This is a genomic window from Actinophytocola oryzae (assembly GCF_004364325.1).
GTDB classification, from domain to species: domain Bacteria; phylum Actinomycetota; class Actinomycetes; order Mycobacteriales; family Pseudonocardiaceae; genus Actinophytocola; species Actinophytocola oryzae.
This window is the reverse complement of sequence record NZ_SOCP01000022.1, coordinates 1-20,668: the sequence shown is the minus strand read 5'-3', so window position 1 is coordinate 20,668 and position 20,668 is coordinate 1. Positions and strand designations below refer to the sequence as shown.

General features: G+C 67.3%; 19 protein-coding genes and 1 tRNA gene. 9 read left to right on the top strand and 11 right to left on the bottom strand.

The window, feature by feature from the left end; all coding sequences use genetic code 11:
- Positions 1–8: 8 nt before the first annotated feature.
- Both bagA and bagB read left to right on the top strand, forming a co-directional pair.
- Positions 9–1,013, top strand: a complete 1,005-nt coding sequence (gene bagA / locus CLV71_RS39590) for an ATPase BagA (protein WP_133908076.1) — start codon at positions 9–11, stop codon at positions 1,011–1,013.
- Positions 1,010–2,140 carry an ATPase BagB gene (bagB, locus tag CLV71_RS39585; protein WP_133908075.1) on the top strand — a complete coding sequence of 377 codons (1,131 nt, stop codon included), beginning with the start codon at positions 1,010–1,012 and terminating at the stop codon, positions 2,138–2,140. The genes bagA and bagB overlap by 4 nt, the downstream gene beginning before the upstream one ends.
- Here the strand turns inward: bagB and CLV71_RS39580 are convergent.
- A complete protein-coding gene (locus CLV71_RS39580) occupies positions 2,137–2,445 on the bottom strand; it encodes a WhiB family transcriptional regulator (protein WP_133908074.1) in 309 nt (102 codons plus the stop codon). The genes bagB and CLV71_RS39580 overlap by 4 nt on opposite strands.
- 336 nt (positions 2,446–2,781) lie before the next feature.
- Between CLV71_RS39580 and CLV71_RS39575 the strand changes: the two genes are divergently transcribed.
- Positions 2,782–5,313, top strand: a complete 2,532-nt coding sequence (locus tag CLV71_RS39575; protein ID WP_243867211.1) for a penicillin-binding protein — start codon at positions 2,782–2,784, stop codon at positions 5,311–5,313.
- 48 nt (positions 5,314–5,361) lie between these two features.
- Here the strand turns inward: CLV71_RS39575 and CLV71_RS39570 are convergent, their stop codons facing one another.
- A complete protein-coding gene (locus CLV71_RS39570; RefSeq protein ID WP_133908073.1) occupies positions 5,362–5,829 on the bottom strand; it encodes a GatB/YqeY domain-containing protein in 468 nt (155 codons plus the stop codon).
- Positions 5,830–5,909: 80 nt separating this feature from the next.
- On the opposite strand from CLV71_RS39570, the gene CLV71_RS39565 reads away from it, so the two are divergent.
- Positions 5,910–6,875, top strand: a complete 966-nt coding sequence (locus CLV71_RS39565) for a metallophosphoesterase (RefSeq protein ID WP_424923947.1) — start codon at positions 5,910–5,912, stop codon at positions 6,873–6,875.
- A 17-nt stretch (positions 6,876–6,892) separates the two neighbouring features.
- Positions 6,893–6,966, top strand: a tRNA-Pro gene (locus CLV71_RS39560).
- Positions 6,967–7,525: 559 nt separating this feature from the next.
- On the opposite strand, the gene CLV71_RS39555 is transcribed toward CLV71_RS39560, so the two are convergent.
- The 3 genes from CLV71_RS39555 to CLV71_RS39545 form a co-directional block, all read right to left on the bottom strand.
- A complete protein-coding gene (locus tag CLV71_RS39555; protein ID WP_133908072.1) occupies positions 7,526–7,906 on the bottom strand; it encodes an XRE family transcriptional regulator in 381 nt (126 codons plus the stop codon).
- Between the two features lie 3 nt (positions 7,907–7,909).
- The gene (locus tag CLV71_RS39550; protein WP_133908071.1) at positions 7,910–8,290 is read right to left on the bottom strand and encodes a type II toxin-antitoxin system RelE/ParE family toxin; all 381 of its coding nucleotides are present in this window, start codon (positions 8,288–8,290) and stop codon (positions 7,910–7,912) included.
- A 1,178-nt stretch (positions 8,291–9,468) separates the two neighbouring features.
- Entirely contained in the window at positions 9,469–9,936 is a 468-nt protein-coding gene (locus CLV71_RS39545) for a hypothetical protein (protein ID WP_133908070.1), read from the bottom strand.
- A 1,162-nt stretch (positions 9,937–11,098) separates the two neighbouring features.
- Between CLV71_RS39545 and CLV71_RS39540 the strand changes: the two genes are divergently transcribed.
- Positions 11,099–11,491 carry a hypothetical protein gene (locus tag CLV71_RS39540; RefSeq protein WP_133908069.1) on the top strand — a complete coding sequence of 131 codons (393 nt, stop codon included), beginning with the start codon at positions 11,099–11,101 and terminating at the stop codon, positions 11,489–11,491.
- Here the strand turns inward: CLV71_RS39540 and CLV71_RS39535 are convergent.
- The 5 genes from CLV71_RS39535 to CLV71_RS39515 form a co-directional block, all read right to left on the bottom strand.
- Complete coding sequence (locus tag CLV71_RS39535; protein WP_133908068.1) at positions 11,439–13,274, bottom strand: S9 family peptidase; 1,836 nt, start codon at positions 13,272–13,274, stop codon at positions 11,439–11,441. The two genes, CLV71_RS39540 and CLV71_RS39535, sit on opposite strands and share 53 nt — an antisense overlap.
- 103 nt (positions 13,275–13,377) lie before the next feature.
- On the bottom strand, positions 13,378–14,118 hold the full coding sequence (locus CLV71_RS39530; protein ID WP_133908067.1) for a COG1361 family protein: 741 nt from the start codon (positions 14,116–14,118) through the stop codon (positions 13,378–13,380).
- 281 nt (positions 14,119–14,399) lie between these two features.
- A complete protein-coding gene (locus CLV71_RS39525; RefSeq protein WP_133908066.1) occupies positions 14,400–14,876 on the bottom strand; it encodes a Dps family protein in 477 nt (158 codons plus the stop codon).
- A 55-nt stretch (positions 14,877–14,931) separates the two neighbouring features.
- Positions 14,932–15,489 (bottom strand): NADPH-dependent FMN reductase, encoded by a 558-nt coding sequence (locus CLV71_RS39520; protein WP_133908065.1) that lies wholly within the window; start codon positions 15,487–15,489, stop codon positions 14,932–14,934.
- A 7-nt stretch (positions 15,490–15,496) separates the two neighbouring features.
- Complete coding sequence (locus CLV71_RS39515; protein WP_133908064.1) at positions 15,497–16,183, bottom strand: TetR/AcrR family transcriptional regulator; 687 nt, start codon at positions 16,181–16,183, stop codon at positions 15,497–15,499.
- Between the two features lie 73 nt (positions 16,184–16,256).
- On the opposite strand from CLV71_RS39515, the gene CLV71_RS39510 reads away from it, so the two are divergent.
- Positions 16,257–17,663, top strand: a complete 1,407-nt coding sequence (locus tag CLV71_RS39510) for an MFS transporter (RefSeq protein WP_166664454.1) — start codon at positions 16,257–16,259, stop codon at positions 17,661–17,663.
- A gap of 84 nt (positions 17,664–17,747) precedes the next feature.
- Positions 17,748–18,839 carry an alpha/beta hydrolase gene (locus CLV71_RS39505; RefSeq protein ID WP_424923946.1) on the top strand — a complete coding sequence of 364 codons (1,092 nt, stop codon included), beginning with the start codon at positions 17,748–17,750 and terminating at the stop codon, positions 18,837–18,839.
- Position 18,840: 1 nt separating this feature from the next.
- Here the strand turns inward: CLV71_RS39505 and CLV71_RS39500 are convergent, their stop codons facing one another.
- A complete protein-coding gene (locus CLV71_RS39500; RefSeq protein ID WP_133908062.1) occupies positions 18,841–19,272 on the bottom strand; it encodes a Fur family transcriptional regulator in 432 nt (143 codons plus the stop codon).
- A gap of 135 nt (positions 19,273–19,407) precedes the next feature.
- On the opposite strand from CLV71_RS39500, the gene CLV71_RS50295 reads away from it, so the two are divergent.
- Positions 19,408–20,577: an MFS transporter gene (locus CLV71_RS50295; protein WP_133908061.1), complete on the top strand. Its 1,170-nt coding sequence runs from the start codon at positions 19,408–19,410 to the stop codon at positions 20,575–20,577.
- Positions 20,578–20,668 lie beyond the last annotated feature (91 nt).

The following is a 20,668-nucleotide window of genomic DNA, read 5'->3' as shown; positions in this document are numbered from 1 at the left end:
CTGAAATCGTGAGCACACCCGTCGTCGGCTGGACCGATCAGGTGGCACGCGCGCGTCTCCACGTGGTCACCGGCAAGGGCGGGACCGGCAAGACGACCGTGGCCGCCGCGCTGGCGGTCGCCCTGGCCACGAACGGGCGTCGCGTGCTGCTCATCGAGGTCGAGGGCCGCCAGGGCATCGCCCAGATCTTCGACACCCAGCCGCTGCCGTACGAGGAGCGCCGCATCGCGTCGGCACCCGGCGGGGGCGAGGTCCGCGCACTGCACGTGGACGCCGAGGCCGCGCTGCTCGAGTACTTCACGATGTTCTACAACCTCGGCTTCGCGGGCCGCACGCTGCGGCGGATGGGCGCCATCGAGTTCGCCACCACGCTCGCGCCGGGCCTGCGGGACGTCCTGCTCACCGGCAAGGTCAAGGAGACCGTCGGCCGGACCGACAAGAGCGGCAGGCACATGTACGACGCCGTCGTGCTCGACGCGCCGCCGACCGGCCGGATCGTCAAGTTCCTCGACGTCACCAAGGCCATGGCCGAGCTCGCGAAGGTGGGCCCGATCAAGGGGCAGAGCGACGGCGTGGTCCGGCTGCTGCACTCCGGCGACACCGCCGTCCACCTGGTCACGCTGCTGGAGGAGATGCCGGTCCGCGAGACCGTCGAGGCCCTCGCCGAGCTGGACGCCGCCGACCTGCGCCCGGGAGCCGTGATCCTGAACAGGGTCCGGCCGCCACGCCTGCCCGCACGGTCCGTGACGCCCGCCGCCGGTGGCCGTGTGGACTCCTCCCGCGTCCGCAGCGGCCTCGAGGCCGCCGGGCTGGACCTGTCCGCCGCCGACCTGGACGGGCTGGTCGAGGAGACCGTCGAGCACGCCATCCGCCAGCTCGCCGAGCAGCGGGCCCGCGAGCAGCTCGCGGGCGTCGACCTGCCCGCCGTCGAGCTGCCCGACCTGACCCACGGCGTCGACACCGCGGCGCTCTACGAGCTGGCCGAGGTCATGGTCGAGCAGGGGGTCCGATGACAGGGCTCGCCATCGACGAGTTGATCGACAACTCCGACCTCCGCGTCATCGTGTGCTGCGGGTCCGGCGGCGTCGGCAAGACCACCACCGCGGCGGCGATCGCCGTGCGGGCCGCAGAGCGTGGCCGCAAGACCGTCGTGCTGACCATCGACCCCGCACGCAGGCTCGCGCAGGCGCTCGGCCTGCGGGAGCTGGGCAACACGCCCAAGGAGGTCGAGGTCGACGGCTTCGAGCCGGACGGCCAGCTCTCGGCGATGATGCTGGACATGCGCCGCACGTTCGACGACATGGTGCTGGCGCACGCCGGGCCGAAGCGGGCGCAGGAAGTGCTCGCCAACCCCTTCTACAAGACGATCTCCACGTCGTTCTCCGGCACGCAGGAGTACATGGCGATGGAGAAGCTCGGCCAGCTCGCCGCCGAGAGCACCTGGGACCTGATCATCGTGGACACCCCGCCGAGCCGCTCGGCGCTGGACTTCCTCGACGCGCCGCAACGCATGTCGACGGCCCTGGACGGCCGGATGATCCGGCTCCTGTCCGGTCCGGCACGCGGCGGCGGCTGGGGCGTGCGCAAGGTCGTCGGCGCCGGGATCATGCTGTTCGCGAAGGCCGTGTCCACGATCGTCGGCGGGCAGCTGTTGGCCGACGCCTCGGCGTTCGTGCAGGCCTTCGACTCGATGTTCGGCGGGTTCAAGCAGCGGGCACGCAAGACGTACGACCTGCTGCGGTCGTCCGGCACGTCGTTCGTGGTGGTGGCCTCGCCGGAGCCGGACGCGCTGCGTGAGGCGAGTTACTTCGTCGAGCGGTTGGCCGCGGAGTCGATGCCGCTGTCCGGGCTGGTCATCAACCGGACGCACCCGGTCCTCGCGGGCCTCGCGAGTGCGAAAGCAACCGCCGCGGCGGACGGGCTGGAGGCGCGCGGGGACGCGCCACTGGCCGCCGCGGTGCTGCGGTTGCACGCGGACCGGGTGGCCGTGCACGAACGCGAACGCAGACTGCTCGCCAGGTTCACCAAGGCGCACCCGAGCGTGCCCGCGGTCAGCGTGCCGGCCATGCCGTCGGACGTGCACGACCTGTCGGGTCTGCGCACGATCGGCGAGGCGCTGGCCGGCCCGCCGAAGGTCTAACCGACCGCCACGTCCTCGTCGGAGTGCTGGCGCTTCGCCTCGGTGAGCAGCTCGTGCCACGAGTCGACGTCCGGCCTGCGACGCAGCAGAGCGCGACGCTCACGCTCCGTCATGCCGCCCCAGACGCCGAACTCGATGCGGCCGTCCAGCGCCTCCGCGAGGCACTCCGTACGCACCGGGCACGCGATGCACACGAGCTTGGCCTTGCGCTGCTCCTTGCCGCGCACGAACAGCCCGTCCGGGTCCTCGTCGCGGCACGACGCGTTGACCCGCCAGTCCGCTGCCTGCTGTTGTTCTTTCTGCATAACCCCCGCCCCTACGTGTCGTCGCGAACTCGTGACCCCGGTTCCCCCCTTAGGTCCCAGGGCGCCGGACGGGCCTGCCGCTCACGCGGTCGTCGTCCACCCGGCTGAGTCGTTTGAGACGTTGACGGACTCTAAGGCCCCTCGGTTCCATGGAGAACGACAGGGGGCACACCCGTTACATAAAGTCAATAGAAGTCAACCGTAATGACCGGGCCAACGCGACCCCTCCACAGCGCGTCTACATGTCAGGAGATGAACCACTCTCCTGGCTGCTTGAAGGGAATCCCTCTGTTGGGTAAGCAACGGCCACACTCGGTCCCGCGTACGCTGACCTCCGTGCGAGTCGGAGACGGTCTGCTGAAGATGTTCGGCCTCTGCCTCTTGGCGGGGGTACTCGTCGCCGGGATGTTGTTCCCGGTGTTCGGCGCCATGGGGGTGGCTTCCAACCAGGCGAGCGAGACGATCGACAGCGTCTCCGCCGACCTGGTGACCACCGACCCGCCGCTGGTCACGCAGATCACGGACTCGCAGGGCAACCCGATCGCGTTCATGTACAGCCAGTACCGGGTGCCGGTGACCGCCGACCAGATCTCGCCGGCCATGAAGGGCGCGGTGGTCTCCATCGAGGACCGCCGGTTCTACGAGCACCACGGCGTGGACTGGAAGGGCACGGTCCGCGCCCTGATCAGCAACTCGTCGTCCTCCGACACGCAGGGCGCGTCGACGCTGACCCAGCAGTACGTCAAGAACTACCTGATCAACGTGGTGTACCGGGACCAGGTCGGCGTCGAGGAGGACCCGGAGAAGGAGATCGGGCGGCAGCGCGCGCAGGAGCAGACCATCCCGCGCAAGCTGCGTGAGGCGCGGCTCGCCATCCAGATCGAGCAGAAGATGCCCAAGGAGGAGATCCTCGCCGGATATCTGAACGTCGTCGAGTTCTCCGACCGGATCTTCGGTGTCGGCGCGGCCGCGCACGCCTACTTCAACACCACGCCGGACAAGCTGACCGTCACGCAGGCCGCCCTGCTCGCGGGCATGGTCAACAACCCGAGCCTGTACAACCCGTGGAAGCGCCCCGAGGAGACCCTCAAGCGGCGCAACCGGGTGATCGACACGATGGTCGACACGAAGCGGCTGTCGGCGACCGACGCGGAGAAGGCCAAGAAGGAGCCCCTGGGCGTCCTGCCCAACGGCCCCGACCGCCCGCCCGCCAACTGCGTCGGCGCGGGCCCCGAGTACGGGTTCTTCTGCCAGTACGTCGAGGACTACCTGATGAAGATCGGGATGTTCTCCGTGGACCAGCTGTACTCCGGCGGCTACACGATCAAGACCACGTTCGACGCGCGGGCCACGCAGATCGCGAAGGCCGCCGTCGAGCACCAGGTGCCCAAGTCGACCGAGGGCATCGCCAACGCCATGGCGATCGTGCGGCCGGGCAAACAGAGACACGAGGTCGTGGCGCTGGTCGCCAACCGCGACTACGGCCTCAACGGCGCCGCGGGGCAGACCCAGATCGCGTACCCGTACGGGGTGATGAACAAGTTCGGCGCCGGGTCGACGTACAAGATCTTCACGTCGGCCGCCTACCTGGAGGCGGGCGGCGGCATCAACAACGTGATCCAGACGCCGTCGTCGTACACGTCGCACAAGTTCACCGGTGGCGCCAAGAGCTGCCCCACGGCGGGACGCGGCACGAAGTGGTACTGCCTGTCGAACGCCAGCGAGGGCTACCCGCCGCAGATGACCCTCCAGCAGGGCCTCGCGACGTCGCCGAACACCGGCTTCGTCATCCTCGAGGAGCGGGTCGGCATGGACCCGGTCGTGGACATGGCCTCGCGGCTCGGGCTGCGCGAGACCATGGCGACCAACATGTCCGGCCAGACCCCGGACCCGAGCTCCAACGACGCGAACGTCAACCAGACGCAGACGGTGTTCTTCCGCAGCAAGCCGAACAACCCCGGCAACGCGTCGTTCACGCTGAGCCCGGCGCCGGTGAGCCCGCTGGAGATGGCCAACGTCAGCGCGACGCTGATGAGTGGTGGCGTGTGGTGCCCGCCGACGCCGCTGCTCGAGGTGCTCGACCGCAACGGCAAGAAGCTCGACATCTCGAAGTACGAGGAGCCGTGCGAGCAGGCCGTGGCCGAGCCGCTGGCCAACACGTTGGCGCAGGGCATGAGCAAGGACGACACCAGCGGCGGCACGTCGGCGGCGGCGGCGTCCTCGATGCACTGGACCCGACCGATCGCGGCCAAGACCGGCACCACGCAGGACTACAAGTCGGCGGCCTTCGTCGGCGGGACCCCGCAGCTGGCGGCGTCGGTGATGGTGTTCAACGACGGACCGAAACCAAGGCCGATCTGCGACTCGCTGAACTCCGGGGTACCGCCCAAGCTCTGCGGCAACGGCTCGATCTTCGGCGGTAGAGCACCGGCACGAACGTTCTACGAGGCCATGGGCCAGATCCTCGCGCCGGAACCGGTGTTGCCGCTGCCCGGCGGGGACCCGAGATATCTGGACGGCAGTCCGCAGATCAACGTGCCGGACGTGGTCGGCCGCAGCCAGACCGACGCGACGAACGCGCTGCAGCAGGCCGGCTACCAGGTGAAGGCCGTGCAGACCAACCGGGCCGACCCGAAGGGGATGGTGGTCAACCAGACCCCGCGCGGCGCGGCGCTGCCGGGTGAGCTGATCACGATCTACGTGAGCACGGGTTACGTGCCGCCCGCCCAGACCGAGCAGCCGACACCGCCGAGCGGGGGCGGTCAACCACCGCCGAGCGGCGGCGGCCAGCCCACCGGTGGCGGTGGCCCAGGCGGCGGCGGTCCCGGCCCAGGTGGCGGGGGCGGCGGCCGAGGCCCCGGCGGCTGATCGAACGGCGAGAGCCGGGCTCGCGTTCGACGAGCCCGGCTCTTCTGCTTACTGGAGCCGGCCCCTGACGGCTGCGGCAACCCGCCCACCGTCCGCACGGCCGGCGACCCTGGCGTTGGCGGCCTTCATGACCTGGCCCATCTGCCGCTGGCCGGGCGCCTGGCCGAGCTGCTCGGTGACCTCGGCGACGGCCTGGTCGACGAGCTTGTCCAGCTCGGCGTCGTCGAGCGGCTTGGGCAGGTAGCCGATGAGGACGGCGGCCTCGTCACGCTCGGCCTGCGCCTGGTCGGTGCGGCCTGCCCCGTCGAAGGCCTCAGCGGCCTCCCGGCGCTTCTTGACCTCGCGGTTCAGTACCCGCTCCACCTCGAGGTCGGTCAGCTCGCGAGCGGCGTCGCCGGACACCTCCTCGGTGGTGATCGCCGCGAGCGCCATCCGCAGCGAGGCCATGCGAGTCGTCTCCCGGGACTTGATGGCCGCGGCGAGGTCCGTCCGCAGCCGTGCCTTGAGGTCAGCCATGCTGCGGAACACTACTGGTCACAGGGACCCGACTCACGGCGGTTTCCACTCAGCGGGCGGGGCCAACTACCCTCGGATACGTGGGCAACTTGGCGCGGAACATCGGACGGGCGGCACTGGGCACGACAGCGGTCGGTACCGCCACCCTGGCGTACGCCGCGGGGATCGAACGCAGGCACTGGACGTTGCGGCAGGTCACGCTGCCCGTGCTTGCCGAGGGTGCCCGCCCGCTGAAGGTTCTCCACATTTCCGACATGCACATGACGCCCAACCAGACGTCCAAGCAGCGCTGGGTGGCCGCTCTGGCCGAGCTGAAGCCTGACCTGGTGGTGAACACGGGTGACAACCTGGCGCACCAGAACGCGGTGCCCGGGGTGATCAGGGCACTGGGGCCGTTGTTGGACGTGCCGGGTGTGTTCGTGTTCGGAAGCAACGACTACTACGCGCCGAGGCCCAAGAACCCGGTGCGGTATCTGATCAAGAGCCACAAGCGGGTGCACGGGATCCCGCTGCCGTGGCGGGACCTGCGTGCGGCGCTGGTGGAGCGTGGGTGGCACGACCTGACGCATGTGCGCCGGCTGCTCACGGTGGACGGGCAGACGATCGCGGTGGCCGGGGTGGATGATCCTCACCTGCGTCGTGATCGTTATGCGGACATAGCGGGCAAACCCGACCGAGGGGCGACGCTGCGGCTGGGCGTGACTCATTCGCCGGAGCCTCGGGTGCTGGACGCCTTCGCCGAGGATGGTTACGACCTGGTGATGGCGGGTCACACGCATGGTGGGCAGCTGCGGCTGCCCGGGTATGGCGCGATCGTGACCAACTGCCAGCTGGACCGGACGCGGGCGCGGGGGGCGTCGCGCTGGGGGGGTCATATGTGGCTGCACGTGTCGGCCGGGTTGGGGACGTCGCCGTACGCGCCGGTTCGGTTCGCGTGCCCGCCGGAGGCCAGTCTGTTGACGCTCGTACCCCGTCCGAACAGCGCAAACGGCCACGAAGGCGCGAAGGACAGTGCCCGCTTCGGAGCCGATGCGGACGTCAGCTAGACTTTCGCCTGCAACACCGGGGTGTGGCGCAGCTTGGTAGCGCGCTTCGTTCGGGACGAAGAAGTCGCAGGTTCAAATCCTGTCACCCCGACCCACAGAACAGCAGGTCAGAGCCGGTTTCTCCATAAGGAGCGACCGGCCCTGTCTCGCTATTGGGTCGCTGGGGAGAATCCGGGAAGACGATCCCAAGTCGCGGCGGCGCCGATCCAGACGTTGGCCAAGACTGCTACGCGAGCCGCCCACAGGTGGCAGGCCTCACCGACGAACAACAAGCCGACCGACGTCGACAACGGGCGCGCCCGCCTCGGTAGATCAACTTGTGCCGATCTCTCAGGGAATGGATGGGTAACCGAAGCAGCTGTTTCGAGCAGCGAACGAGAGTGGACGATTGCGACGTCCAGCTAGATGCTGCCTGACGATGTCGGCTGTTGCCGAGACCCCAGCACTGCGCAGGTCGCGGCGCAAAGTTAGCCGAGATCGACTACGTGCTTGAACAGATCGACACCACGAGTCCAGTCGGAATATCTCGCGTTAAATGACACGCCGCACGGCGGACAATCCAGCCTACTCAACATGACCGAGGAACCTGGACACCAATCGCAACGAGGTTGCCGAACACGGAGCCTCTTCTTCGTCGTGTCAGTCGCGATCTACGACAGCACGAGATTGACCTGTTGCACAGCCTCGCGATCCACTTCACTCGTCGAGACATTAACGTCATGGTCGTCGAAGTCGGCTACAAGCTTGAGACGGCCACCCAGCGCCAGGACGTAACGGTTTAGTGTATCGACTTCCATCTGTCCAACATCGCCGCTCTCAAGCTGGCTGACCCGAGGTTGGCTGATACCCATGCGCTTCGCGATCTCAGTTTGCGAAAGCTGGAGTTCCTGACGGAGTTGAGCAAGCCTAAATCCGAGCACATACGCCTGAGTTCGAGTTCGGGCCTCAGCACGAGCCGCGTCGACGTCTCGCCCGTTAGCCGCGTCACGACGAGCCTTATCGGCCTTGACATCCTTCCACGAACGGGTCATAGCTCAGCCCTCCTTCTCGGTACCTTCGATGCTTGCTAAATGCTCCTCGTAACGTTGATCAGCCAAGGGTATGTTCCGCTGGTACCAGCCCTTCCAGTCACCGGCCTTGTCACCTGCGGCCAACATGATCGCCTGTCGCCGCGGATCGAAGATGAACAAGATCCTTACTTCAGACCCTCCCGCAGAGGCAGGACGCAGCTCCTTCATATTGTGGTAGGTCGATCCCTTGATTCGATCAACGAGAGGGCGGCCCAGGGTTGGACCCGTTGCCGCAAGCATCTCGATCGCCTCCTCAACCAGATCGGCAGTCCCGGGGTCTTCCTCCACCAACTCTAAGAACCACACCTCAACGCTGTCGTGCAGCTCGATGGCCCAATCGCCCATCCTGCGACTATAACCTTACCCTTATGAGCCGCTAGATGCCAGGGTCGGATGCATCCTGTCACGGTCCGTCAACGACCAAGACCTAGCGTCACCTCCGAAGAACTCAAGTTCCTCGCAGCGGACGACTCGCCTCCGCACCCTTCAGGCAAAGGACCCGCCTCCCCATCCACATGGACCCGGCCAGACCGGACCGTGCCGATCAAGGAAGCGCAGTCCGGCAGCATCGTCGTCAACTCGACCGGTCAACAGGAGACGGGCGGCTCGGCCTTCACCCCGAGCCTCCTCACGCAACGACCGACCAGCATCGCCTGACCAACTGCCTGACGATCATGGCGAACCGACCCAGACGTTACCGAACGTCCACGGACACAGGATCGACCGATCACTTGGCATTTTCGCACGTCAACCAGGTATCGCTTGCCTTCGGGACGAAGAAGTCGCAGGTTCAAATCCTGTCACCCCGACGCAGGTGAGGCCCTATCCACTCTTGGATGTGGACAGGGCCTGAGTTGATCCCTGCTTGACTGTTTGACTTAGCCGACCCAATGGTGCCGACTCGTTCAAGGAGCGGCCGCGCTCGTTCTAGTCAACCGCGACGAGGTCCGACCGGCCTCAAGCGACCGTGGCACACTCGATCACTGACTGAGCGGCTTTCTGCCAGATCATGCTTGCCGACTGCTGACACTTTTGTCCGCGAACTGGGCGACCGTCAGGACGATCGATACCCACGCGCACGAGACATAGATCACAGTCCCGCACAGAGCTTTGAGAAATCGCACTTTGGTTGGTTTCTGACACCGAAACCTGGCTGGCGGAGAGAGCCGATACACGGCTGAAGTCAACGACACACGTCGCTGATACACAGATTTATCACAGATGGGCCGTTCGATTCCCAAGCAATCGTCCAGGCAAGCGGGAAACGATCGTCCGAATCTGGTGACACGTTCGCGATAGATCTCAATCGTTTCTATGTTTTACTCGAACATTTGAAGCATGATCCGAATCTTCGTCGATGTGACTCTGCTCCAAATGCACTCGCAGCGCACGCAATATCTCTACACGCTCATGAGGTTTAGACCGACGAAAAAGGAGACGAATCATCATGAGAGTACTCACGCCGATTATTACCGTCAATAGTGAAGAAAGTGAAGCGACTAGGATAAGAACTTGGCTCATCCTTACTTCACCTCCGCAACAACCGCGCAGACCAAACTTAAGAACATCGCCGTCGGAGCAACTATGAACGATATCACAACAACTGCCTCAATGTCTACATCGCTGACCTCGCCAGGCAGCGTCGCAACCTGGGAGTACAGCCAAGAGGCTACGCAAACCAAGAGAATCCCGATCCCGAATAGCCCCAGCTTCCAGGCCCTGAGTCGATCATTCAAACCGTGACTCGCAAGATCTCCCAGCGCTACGGCGATTATGGCGACCGCTACGAGGAGCAGCTCTCCGCGCCCAAGAGTCTGCCCCCAACCCGTATCTTTGTGCTTCAGAGCCGCCGAAGCCCACGCAAAGAACAGCGGCAGTATTGCGAACAGGACCTCAAAGAGAACCCATTTGAGCAACTTAAGCGCCACCTCGCGTTTATCCAGATGGGGAGGAGGTGCCTCCGCCCTGGCGGGGGAGCTGGTAGTCGTCATTTCCCCTTCATTCACTGCCTGTTCCAAACTTGGTCAGAGCTCGCGCCTGAATCCAAGATCGATTGTAGTGAGGTCGTCTTTGACCAAACCGGCAGAGTAGCGCATCAAACTTGATCTCCACGCATGACCTGGCAGGTGCAAACGAGCCGCCATCGCCGCAATGTTCAATTATTCGATCCGGATCGTCAGTCACCTATAAGCCGCTTACGTAGAAATCTTGACTGTGACCATGGCACTGACCCTGTCAGCGTAGTTGGTTACACACTCCCATCTGGAACAGCCAGTCACTTACCGCAGCCGGCCAGCGTCCACGTCGCATTGATCACTCGACATGAGCATGCTAACCGATAGTCCTGTACTTGTTCGAAAGATTGAAAGCCGCAGGCGTCAATCAAGCATAATTCACTCGATTGGGTGAACGCAAAACTTCTTGTTTACGGATGTTCGATTCCAATACCTGCGGAGCTGACTCTACGCATCGCAGCACCTGGGCAGGTGCCACACCCGGGTCAGATCAGCTGATTCAGCAAGTTTGACAACCTGCCGACCATACTTGGGACGGAGAAGTCGGAAGTAGAAATTTGACTGCCGACTTACAGGCCAGCGTTGCATGGGGATGGCGCTCGCCTCTGGCTAACCATCACTATGGTGGCGCGAATAGTCACACTAGGTTGCGCGAGCTGGACTTGCTTCGCGCCCTGGTGGGCAGCGTGTTCCCCCGTGACATGCTCCGGGACTGGAAGCGGATGGCACTACGCCTGACGGTGATGGCCAACAGCCCCGACTCGGCCCAGCGGATCCCGGCCAGTACGTCTCCGACAAGGGGACCCAGCTCATCGCCGAGATCAAGAGGCTCTTCGCCGACGCCAAGGCGATCGAGGAACCTGCCAGGGCCGCTTGCGTACCCGAACTCGAGGACGCAGCTGGACCGATGACATCAGGAAGATCAACCAGGAGCAGTTCATCGCCGACAACAAGGATGTCACCGCCGCCGCGGCACAGTACGGTGTGCCTAAGGACCTCGTTACCGAGACTGTCTACCGCGCGGCTGGCAGTAAACCCGAGTGGATGGTCACCGTTCCGTACAACGTCCGAGAATGGTTCGACGGCACCGGGTTTCGGCAAGCCCCCCGACGAGACCTCGCCCGGGCCGGCCATCAACATGCAGATCCGGCGCGCCGCCGAAACGCTCAGTTGCGACCCCGCAGCGCTGACCCAACCGCAACGGCAGGAAATCGTCACCTCGTTGCCGGACGTCAAGCAGAACATCTTCATCGGCGCCAAGTATCTCGCCGACATCAAACAGCAGACCGACTTCGCCTTCGTCGCGCCCTCGGCCATGACCGACAAAAAGATGAGTGAGATCGCCGTCCGCTGGAACGCCGGGCCCAACTGGGCAGGCCTGGGTGCCGGGTACGGCAGAAGATCCCTCAACATACTGCCGTACGCACGGAAGGCGCCCGTCAGTTCTGTGGGGAGCAGTTGGCTGCTCCCCACCAGACCTATATACCCAGGTGACGGCGGACGAAGTGCACCTCGATCGCCGTCTGCTTGATCGTCTCGGCTACCACCAGCGAGCCGTGGCCCGCGTCGTAGCGGTACACCTCGTACGGGCTGTCGCGGTCCGCCAGGCGAGCCAGGTAGTTCTCGATCTGGCGGATCGGGCACCGTGGGTCGTTCTCGCCTGCCACCACCAGGACGGGGGCCTGTACTCGGTCCACGTAGGTGATTGGTGAGCACTCCACGTAGCGGTCCTTCACCTCTTCGGGTGATCCGCCGAAGAGTGCTCGGTCGAACGCCCGTAGCGGTTCCATCTCGTCCTTGTACGCCGCCAGGTAGTCCGCCACGGGTACGCCCGCCACCCCTGCCGCCCACAGTGACGGCTGTGTGCCCAGCGCCAGCAGCGACAGGTAGCCGCCCCACGACGCGCCGTTCACCACGCACTTCGCCGGGTCGGCCAGGCCCTTCTCCACCGCCCACGTGTGCACCGCGGCCACGTCCGCCAGCTCCGTCAGCCCCGGTCGGCCCTCGATCGCGTCCCGCCAGGCCGAGCCGTAGCCGGTCGAGCCCCGGTAGTTGACGTGGACCACGGCGAACCCTGCGTCCAGCCACACCGCGCGGTACGCCGAGAAGCGGTCCTCGTCCAGTGAGTGGGGGCCGCCGTGTAGCGAGAAGACCGTCGGCAGCGGGCCGTCCGCCGCGCCTGCCGGACGTGCGTACAGCGCGTGGACCTGTCCGCCCTCGCCCGGGACGAAGACGTCCTGCAGCTCCATCGACGGTGGCGCCTTGTGGCCCGGCGGCTCCAGCAGGACACGCTCGGTGCCGTCCGAGAACAGCGCTCGCACCACTCCTGGCCGAGCCGCGTTGGACCAGGAGTACTCCACCGTGTGGTCGGGGCGCACATCGACCGAGCCGATGGTGCCCGGCGGGGTGTCCAGCCTGGTCAGCCCGCCGCTTGCCAGGTCCAGGCGGTGGACGGTGTTGCGGGCCTCGTGCGTGTGGACCACTACCAGGGCCGTGCCGTCGGGATACCAGTCGGCGCTCAGCTCGCCGGGGAGGTCGATGGTCAGCTCGGTCTCGGTGTCGGCTTCGACGTCCCAGATCAGCAGCTCGTCGCGGCCTCGGCGTTCGTGCTGGACCAGGAGGCGCTGGTCGCCCTCGACGGGGCAGAAGCCGATCGCCTCCAGTCCCTTGCCCTCGCCGTCCCACTTCTCGGCGACGGTTGCGCCGTCCAGCGTCAGGATTCGCAGGGCTGGGTGGCGGTTGTCGCCGTGCTCGGAGTGTTCGATGGCGATCTTCGTCTCGTCCCGCGACAGTGCGGCCACGCCTCCGTCGTGCTCGTTCTGATAGATGACTTTTGCCTGGTCACCGTGGGTTGCCACGAACACGGTCGTGCCGTCGTCGTTGGACACGCCCAGTGCCGTCACCGTCCGGCCGATGCCCACCCCGGCCGGGTAGCCGGCCACGCTGCCCGGCACCGCCTCGGCTGGTTCCTCCGCGTGGGGCAGGCCGCCGAACGGCTCCGTCACCCAGCTGCCGAACTCGTCACCGTCCGAGTCGTTGAACCACCACAGGCGCTCGCCGTCGGGGCTGATGGCGCCGGTGTGGGTGCCGTTCGGGCGGTCGGTGACCTGCCTGTGGGTGTCGGTGGCCCTGTCCCAGGCGTAGATCTCGAAGACCCCGCTGGCGTTGGAGACGTAGAAGTTGCGGTCGGGTGCGTCGAGGGCCCAGTGCGGCAGGGACACGCGGGCCGCCGTGAACCGTGACCGCCAGCGCGACTCGTCGTCGGCGTTGGCGAACAGGGCGTCGGGAACCTCGGCGGGCGGGTGGTTGCTCACGTACCTGATCCTGCCTCATGGCGGGCTGTGAGAGCACCCACGAGGGTTGGTCAGGCCCCGGCGCCCGACACCGCTACCGGGGCCTGACCGGGGGCCGATCCGATCAGCACCGCACGAGCAGCCCGGTGAGCGCCGCGCAGGACCGGCGAGCGCTGTCGTTACTGCCGATCGGATCAGAAGGCGAGCCTGCCACCCTCGACACGGAGGTGGAGAAGGTTCCCAGAGCGAGCAGACCAGCGTCCACGGAGAACGTGGCCGTGGCCGATCCCCCGTTGGGAATGGCGGGAAAGTCACATTGGACATTTCTTCCGCTGGGCCGCGTGCAGCCGTTTCCGTGTGCCCAGGAAAGGCCGTTGGCGAACGTGCCGCCGATACGAACCCCGGTCGCGTCACCGGGGCCGAGATTGTCGACTCTCACGGTGTAGGTGATTCGGGAGGTCAGAATTCCCCTCGGCGAGGCATCCAGCGAGACCTCGAGATCGGCGGTCGCCAGAGAAATCGTGGCCACCGGGCCGGTCCCCGCGGGGAACGCGAAGTTTCCGCCGACGAACTGGTGTTCCAGCGTGAAGTCGCCTGCCGGTACGCCGTCCTTGACCCGGAAGGTGAAGACGACCGTGCGTCCCTCGCCACCGGGCAGATCTCCTACCGGTCCTCGGAAGCTCGTGGTGAGTGCCCCGCAGGGGGCGACGGTTCCCGTGCAGGACACCAGCTCCACGAGGTCGACCAGGTTGGCTTCTACTGTCCGGAGCTGGGCGTTGGCGGAGGTGACCGTGAACGCCTCCGGGTTGAAGATCTCGAGCGAGACCGTGAACTCCTCGCCCGGCGCCAACTGCGTCGAACTCACGGAAACGGCACTGGGCTCGGGTGGGGCGGCGAGAGCCACCGCGGGAGTTCCCGCCAGTACCAGCCCTACCGCCACAGCACCCGAAACCCACCGTCGCGAACTCATGGGAGAACCATTCCGCCGAAGGGACAACGCTCACGAACTCGCGTACGTCGCCGTCGGCGTTACAGGAAGAAGAAAACACCCCCCGGAAGCGCTAGCCGAAATATGCGTCAGGCCCTGTCCACAGGGAGATGGACAGGGCCTGACCGGCTACCTGGTCTTCCGAGCGGTGCCGGCTGTCACGCGGTCTGGGCCTGCCACATCCAGTGCTGCTTCTCGAGCTCGGCGGTGATCTCGATCAGCAGGTCCTGCGTGACCAGGTCGGTCTTGTCGGTGTCGTCGATGCGCTTGCGCAGTCGCTTGATGACCTCGCCGAGGATCTCGACGATCGCGGCCACCGTGGTCTCGACGGACTGCCAGTTGTCGGGGAATGCCGGCACACCCGAGCTCTCCACGACCGTCCTGGCCTTGCCGTTCGGCGAGATGCCGATGGCGTTGGCACGCTCGGCGACATCGTCCGTGTACTGCCTCGCGGCGTTGACCAGCTCGTCGAGCTGGAGGTGGGCGCTGCGGAAGTTCGTGCCGATGACGTTCCAGTGTGCCTGCTTCGCGATGAGCGACAGATCGACGAGGTCCACGAGCGTCGCCTGGAGAACGGCGCCGGTCGACTCGCGCTCCGCGTCACCCAGCGGACTGGTGATTGGGGACTTGGCCATCTCTACCTCCTTGTTACATCAGGCAAAACCCCTGAATACCCAAGGAGATTCCGGGTCACACCCGTGCTGTGGCGAACTCCACGACCTGTAGCCCGATCGTGCGAAGGCTGGCCGCGACCTGGTCGTCGGAGCACACACCGTCAGGGCCGAACACGACGTGCGCGGAGTTGACGGCCGCGCCGAGCGGGGTGGGCCAGCCACGCAGCGCGTGCACGATCGACCGGAGCGACGTGAGTGTCGTCACGGCCGCCTGCCAACCCCGCGCCGCCGCCACACAGCCGACGGCGCGCCCGTCGAGGTACGGGCGGGCGTCGTCGCGGAGGTCCTCCACGTAGTCGAGGGCGTTCTTGACCAGGCCGGACACGGTTCCGTGGTAACCGGGCGAGACCAGGACCACGCCGTCGGCGTTGCGCAGCTCCTCGACCAGGCGGTACGCGGCGGGGCTGCGGTCGGGCTCGGCAGGGTCGTAGAACGGGAGCACGAGGTCGGCGCCGCTGACGAGGGTCGTCTTCGCACCCGCACGCTCGGCGCCGTCGAGCGCGATGCGCAGCGCCCGCTCGGACTGCGAGTCGGTCCGCAGCGAGCCGCCGATGCCGACAACGTTGACCGTCACACCCCGATCATCCCTCATCGCCGTCCCGGGCGGCTCGATCAGACCACGATGCGGGCCGGTCTTGCGTGCCGGCGCCTCGGCTGTCCGTGAGCAGCAGCGCCAGCTGCTCCGCGTAGTGCTCGACCACCTCGGGGGCGTGCGCGTCCGCGCGGAACAGGCCCCTGGCCAGCTGCGGGTACACGGTCAGCGCGTTCGCGGCGCTCATGGCGATGAGGTGCAACGCGGCCGGGTCGACGCGGTCGTCCAGCTCTCCCCTGCGCTGGCGCTCGCGGATCTGCTCGACCTCCTGGGCCAGGCGGGCGTCGCGTTCCTTCGCCTCCTCATCGTCGGCGTCCGAGCCGGTGTCGCCGAGGCCCTCCCACGCGAGCAGGCGGCTGCCCTGCTGGTGGTCGACGCTCGTCCGGACATAGCGCCTGATCGTCTCGGCGCCGTCCAGGTCGTCGGGGAACGCCTGCGCCTCGTAGGCACGCCACTGCCTGCCCAGCTCCCGGTAGAGGCCGGCCTTCCCGTCGAAGTAGTAGGCGATGAGCTGCTGGTTCACCCCCGCGCGTGCGGCGATCTCCGATACGCGGGCGCCCGTGAAGCCCTTCGCGGAGAACTCCTCCGCCGCGGCCTCCAGGATGCGGGCCTTCGTGCGCTCCGGATCGCGCTGCCGCTCGTTCGGCGCGGGCGCCCGCCTGCCCTTGGTCGTCATGGCGTCATTCTGCCACCGGACTTAATCATCTATCTGTTTGACAAAGTCATGCACTCACATGAGAGTATCAGGCATGACTAGAGAGAACCGCTGGGCAGCACTCGCCGTGCTGCTGACCGCGGTGTTCATGGACATGGTCGACAACCAGATCGTGACCATCGCCCTGCCGACGATCCAGCGTGAGCTGGACGCCTCGTCGAGTGCGCTGCAGTGGACCGCGACCGGCTACACGCTGGCCTTCGCGCTCACGCTGATCACCGGCGGACGGCTGGGCGACCGGTTCGGCCACCGCGCGGTGTTCGTGCTCGGCACGGCCGGGTTCGGCCTCGCGTCACTGGCGGCCGGCCTCTCGGGCAACATCGCGATGCTGCTGGTGGCGCGGGTCGCGCAGGGCGTGTTCGCCGGCCTGATGGTGCCGCAGGTGCTGTCGTTCATCCACGCCGAGTTCTCCGGGCCCGCGCAGGGGCGGGCCATGGGGTTCTACGGGATGACGTTCCCGCTCGGCGGCCTCGCCGGGCCGCTGCTCGGCGGCGTGCTCACGCAGGCGGACCTGTTCGGCTGGCACTGGCGGACGATCTTCTTCGTCAACGTGCCGATCGCCGCGGCGGCCGCGGTCGGCGCGTTGCTGGTCATGCCGCGCCGGGGGGCCGGTCGCGGCGGGGCCGACGTGGTCGGGGTGCTGGTGCTGGCCTCGGCGCTGCTCGCGGTGCTCTACCCGCTGGTGCAGGGCCGCGAGCTTGGCTGGCCGACGTGGACGTTCCTTCTGATGGCGGCCTCTGTGCCGCTGCTCGGGCTGTTCGTCGCGTGGGAGCGGCGGGCGACGGCGCCGCTGATCCGGCTCGACATGTTCCGCAACCGGGCCGTGTCGGTCGGGCTCCCGGTGATGCTGATCTTCTACTGCGGCATGGGCGGCTTCTTCGTGCTGACGCTGTACCTGCAGGACGGGCTGGGGTACTCCCCGCTGAGGACGGCGTTGACCATGCTGCCCGCGACGGTCGGGATCGTGGCAGGCAACGGGCTCGGCATGCCGCTGGTGCCGAAGCTGGGGCGCCTGGTGCCGATGGCGGGCGTGGTGCTGCTGGTGGCCGGCGCCCTGGCGATGGTCGCCGTCGCCGGGACGGACGTGTCGCCGTGGCAGCTCGTGGTGCCGATCCTGCTGTTCGGCGCCGGGCTCGGGCTCGGCTCTTCGTCACTGATGATGATCACGCTCGGCGGGGTCGGCGCCGCCGACACGGGTGCGGTGTCCGGCGTGGTGAACACGGTCGTGCAGCTCGGCACGGCCGCCGGGCCCGCGACAGTCGGCACGGCGTTCTTCAACACCCTCGGCGACGGCGGCTACGTGGCCGCGACGCGTACCGCGCTGACGGTCGGGGTCGTGCTGCTCGGTGTGGCGTTACTGGCGTGTTTCCTGTTGCCACGCACGGCACGGGCATCCGCCGCCGACCGTCCACATCGGTCACTGACGCCGAACTCTTCGTGACAGCCGGGTGTCTTTGCACGTCAGGTGGCGACGGGTGGGGTTTCAATGGGTAATCTCCACCCGTAGCCGCCCGGGGAGGCGTTCATGTCGACTATGATGAACAGGGTTCCGCTGCCAGTTCAGGGACTTGCCCTGCACTCGGTGTTCGCACTCCCGCAGCCGCTGCGCAGGCTGATCGCCGGGAAGCCCGTCCAGCGAGACGGGCAGGAGCTGGCGCTCGACGCGCAGCTCCTGATGCGCATGATGGCGCTGACGGACACCGCACTGGTCGGGGGCACGCCCGTCGAGGCGCGGGCGGACCTCGAGGCGCGTCGCGCCCTCGTGGGGCCCGGCGTGACCGGCGTGCGCACCCGTGACCTCGGCATCCCGGCCGACCACGGCAGGATCCCGGCCAGGTTGTACGAGCCCGTCAACCTGGCGACCGGGTCGCCGCTGCTCGTGTATTTCCACGGCGGCGGCTGGGTCATCGGCAGCGTCGACACCCACGACGTGACCTGTCGCTACCTCGCGCGCAACGCCCAGGTACGGGTGCTGTCCGTCGACTACCGGCTCGCGCCCGAGAACCCCTTCCCCGCCGCGGCGCAGGACGCGCTCACCGCTTTCCACTACGCGGCACGCAATGCCGACGCGCTCGGGGTGGACTCCGCCGCGATCGCGGTCGGCGGGGACAGCGCGGGCGCCAACCTTGCCGCGTCGGTCTGCCTGCAGGCGACCAAGAACGGGTCGCGGCCGGTGTTCCAACTGCTCTTCTACCCGGCGACCGACGCGACCACGCGCCGCCGGTCACGGGACCTGTTCGCCGACGGCTTCTTCCTCACCGACGACGACATGACGTGGTTCCTCGACCACTACTGCCCCGACCTCGAGCAGCGACGCGACCCCAGGCTGTCGGTCCTGCTGGCCGAGGACCTGCGTGGCCTGCCGCCCGCCTACGTCGTCACCGCGGGGTTCGACCCGCTGCGTGACGAGGGCAACGCGTTCGCCGACCGGCTGCGCGAGGCGGGTGTGCCGGTGGTGAAACGCCAGCACGACGACCTCATCCACGGGTTCGTCAGCTTCATCAACTTCGGCACCCGGTTCCGGGAGGCCGTGTCCGAGGCCGCGGGTGCGCTGCGGACCGGGCTCGCGCTCCGCTCCCGCGCCAACGTGGTGGACATCTTCCGGCCAACGGCCTGAGCTACCCCCTGGCCCGTGCGCAGTCGGGGCACAGACCCCAGAACACCACCTCCGCCTCGTCCACCGTGAACCCGCCCGAGGCGGAAGGTTCGAGGCAGGGGGCGGCGCCGACCACGCAGTCGACGTCCTCGGTCCGACCGCACACGCGGCAGACGAGGTGGTGGTGGTTGTCGCTCGTGCGGGTCTCGTACCGGGCCGGGTGGCCTGCCGGCTCGATCCGCCGCAGCAGACCGGTCCTCGTGCACGCGTTGAGCACGTCGTAGACGGCCTGGGTCGACACCGAGCCGAGCCGCCCGCGCACGCCGTCGGTCACCTGTTCCGCGGTGGCGTGCGGGTGCCTGGAGATCCAGTCGAGCGCGGCCAGGCGGGGTGCGGTGACACGAAGTCCCACCGCTCTGAGCTGGTCGGCCGGTCCGGCCCGGTGGTTGGTCATCGTCCCTACACCACATCACCGTCTCTGGAGCTGGTCAAGAAAACCATCGGGTGAACCAGCTGGTCGAGCCCCGGTTGTCGGTGACCGGTGGTAAACCGGTTGCCGCAGGTCGCCCCAGAGAGGTCACATCCCATCATGCAGCTGTACCGCAAGGCCCTGGCAATCCCGGGGCTCCGCACCCTGCTGGTGCTGATCTTCTTCGCGCGCCTGCCCGGCACCGCCGCCGGGATGGTGCTCACCCTGCACGTGGCCGTGTCCATGGGCCGGGGGTACGGCGCGGCGGGCACGGTCGGGGCGCTGGCCACGATCGGTATCGCCGCGGGCGCGCCGGTCATGGGCAGGGTGATCGACCGGTACGGCCTGCGCAGGATGCTGGTCATCACCACCATCGGGGAAGCCACCTTCTGGGTCGTCGCGCGGTTCCTGTCCTACCCATTGTTACTGGCATGCGCTTTCTTCGGTGGTTTTCTCGTGGTGCCCGCGATGTCGATCGGCCGTCAGGCGATCGCCGCGATCGTGCCGCCGGACCTGCGGCGCACCGGCTACTCGATGGACACGGTGTCCACCGAGATGTCCTTCATGGTCGGGCCGGCCGCCGCGGTGCTCGTCGCGACGCAGTTCTCGACGCAGACGGCGATGCTGGTGATGGCGGGCGGGTTGGTCCTGGTGGGACTGCTGCTGTACGTCGTGGACCCGGCGGTGCGCAGTGCCGAGGAGAAGTCGGCCGAACAGGTGCCACGGCGTTCCTGGCTGACGCCACGGCTCGTCGGCGTGCTGATCGTGGGTGCCGGGGCGGTGTTCATCCTCGGGGGGACCGAGGTGGCGATCGTCGCGCACATGCAGGAGCTGGACGCCCTGGCGTGGACGGGCGTGGTGATGGCGGTGTGGTCGGCCGGGTCCGCGGTCGGCGGTCTGGTCTACGGCGCCCTGCGCAGGTCCATGCCGCAGGTCCTGCTGATGGCCGGGCTGGGCGCGTTGACGTTGCCGATCGGGTTGGCGGGCGAGTGGTGGGTGCTGATGCTGGCCCTGGTCCCGGCGGCGGTGTTGTGCGCGCCGACGGTGGCCACCACCGCTGAGGAGGTGGCCCGGCTGGCCCCACCCGCGGTGCGCGGGGTGGCGACGGGGTTGCAGTCGTCGGCCTTCACGCTGGGCCAGGCGGCCGGGGCTCCCGCGGTTGGGTTCGTCGTGGACCACGCGTCACCCGCCTGGGGGTTCGCGGTGGCCGGTCTCGGCGGGCTCGTCATCGCCGCGGTAGCCGGTCTCCTGTCGGTCCGGCGCCGGGACCTGGCCGAGGTTCCCGCCTAGTACTACAGGGCTAGATCTCTTGTGTGTCGGTTCGTGATATCGGCTGGCGGTTGTGCCAGGGTTGGCGCGTGACCATTTCTTCTGCTGGCCA